Origin of the sequence: Bowmanella yangjiangensis, assembly GCF_017255015.1 — a bacterium.
Taxonomy (GTDB): domain Bacteria; phylum Pseudomonadota; class Gammaproteobacteria; order Enterobacterales; family Alteromonadaceae; genus Bowmanella; species Bowmanella yangjiangensis.
The window spans coordinates 1-2,065 of the sequence record NZ_JAFKCS010000135.1; the positions used below are offsets into that span (position 1 = coordinate 1).

The following is a 2,065-nucleotide window of genomic DNA, read 5'->3' on the forward strand; positions in this document are numbered from 1 at the left end:
GCCGCCTGTTGCCGGCGCTGCCACAGGTGCTGAGCTACGCCCCGCTCCTGCCTCTCGGCGTGTGGCTCGGCGAGCAGCTGCACCGACGCGTCGATGAGCGGCACTTCCGCATCGCCATCCACTTCCTGCTACTGGTCACCGGCCTCTTGCTGCTGGCGCCCTGGAGACTGCCATGAGCTACGACATCATCATCAAGAACGGCCTGTACTTCGACGGCAGCGGCGCCCCCGGCGCATTGCGCCATATCGGCATCAGGGACGGCAAGATCGATGTGCTCGCCCTCAGCCCGCTGGACGAAGACGGTTGCGGCGAAGTGATAGACGCCGAGGGCCACTGGGTCACCCCGGGCTTTCTGGAGATCCACTCGCACTACGATGCCGAAGTCATCGCGGCGCCGGCGCTGAAGGAGTCGGTGCGCCATGGCGTCACCAGCGTGACCATTGGCTCCTGTTCCATCAGCATGGTGCTGGCGGAGGCCGAGGACTGCTCCGACCTGTTCACCCGTGTCGAGGCGGTCCCGCGCGAGTACGTGCTGCCGATCCTGCAGGAGAAGAAGACCTGGCGTGACGCCAGGGGCTATCGCGCCTTTTACGATCAGTTGCCACTGGGGCCGAACGTCAACTCCTTCCTCGGTCACTCCGAGCTGCGCGTGGCGGTGATGGGCCTACAACGCGCCACTCGCCGGGTGAAGCCGAGCGAAGCCGAACTCGCACGCATGGAACAGCTGCTGGAGGAGGCGCTGGATGCCGGCTGCATCGGCCTGTCGGTGATGACCACCCGCCTGGACAAGATGGACGGCGACCGCGCCTGGTCCAGCCCACTACCGTCCACCTTCGCCAGCTGGAAGGAGTTCTCGCGCCTGTTCGCCGTGCTGCGGCGGCGCGGCGCGGTGCTGCAGGGAGCGCCGAACGCGGTGACCAAGGTCAACGTCTTCGCCTTTCTGTGGCAGGCCCACGGCTGGTTCAGGAAGCCGCTGAAATGCACCATGCTCACCGCCCTCGACCTCAAGTCGCAGCCGCTGCTGCATCGTTTCACGCGGCTGTCCGGCTGGCTGGCGAACCGGGTCCTGCGCGGCCACTTCCGCTGGCAGACGCTGCCGGCCCCCTTCACCCTGCGCCTCGAGGGCCTCAACGTGAACGCCTTCGAAGAGTTCGGCGCCGGCGAAGTGCTGCGCGACATCAAGGACCCGGACGAGCTCTATGCCAAGGTCCGGGAGCCGGCGTTCCGCGCGCTGTTCAAGAAGCAGGTCAAGGCGGTGCTGACCAAGGGGCTGTGGCACCGCGACTTCTCCGACTGCTGGGTGAGCGAATGCCCGGACGCCAGCCTGGTAGGCAAGAACTTCAAGCAACTGGGCCAGGCTCGCGGACTGGACGCGGTGGACGCCTATTTCGAACTGGCCTGCCAGTACCGCGAAGCGCTGAAGTGGACGACCTGCTACGGCAACCAGCGCGAAGCGATCATGCGCCAGCTGCTGGCCAGTCCCTGGACCCACCCCGGCTTCGCCGACTCCGGCGCGCACCTGCGCTCCATCGCCCAGTACAATTTCCCGCTGCGCTTTCTCAAGTACGTGCGTGACGCCGAACTGGCGGGCGAGCCCTTCATGCCCCTGGGCCAGGCGGTACGCCGCTGCAGCGCCGAGCTGGCCGACTTCATCGGCGTCGATGCCGGTTACCTGCGTGTCGGTGATCGCGCCGACCTGGTGTTGATCAATCCGCAGGGCCTCGACGACAGCCTCGATGCGCTGCACGAGGCGCCCATGGAGGTGCTGGGCCTGCAGCGCGTGGTCAAGCGCAACGACGCCGCCGTCGAGCTGACGCTGATCAACGGGCGGATCGCCTATCGCCGTGGCCTGGAGTACCCGCAGGACCTGGGCACGGCGCGGCACTATGGACGCTTCCTGCCGGGGCGCGAGGTACTGCCGCGAACGTCGCCAGCGCACGATCTGCAGCCTGCCACGGCGTCATGAGCCGTGGTGCCGTCGATACACGTACGGGCAGCAGGGCTTATCGGTTACCATGCGCCTCCGCCCGATCAACGTTAGAGATGTCGCATGCCGCACGCCTGG

1 protein-coding gene is annotated in these 2,065 nt (G+C 66.9%); it reads left to right on the forward strand.

Going from position 1 to position 2,065, the window contains the following annotated elements; translation table 11 throughout:
• Positions 1-172: 172 nt before the first annotated feature.
• Positions 173-1,966, forward strand: coding sequence for an N-acyl-D-amino-acid deacylase family protein (locus J0A65_RS22620; RefSeq protein ID WP_152488758.1), 1,794 nt, complete (start codon positions 173-175; stop codon positions 1,964-1,966).
• Positions 1,967-2,065: the final 99 nt, after the last annotated feature.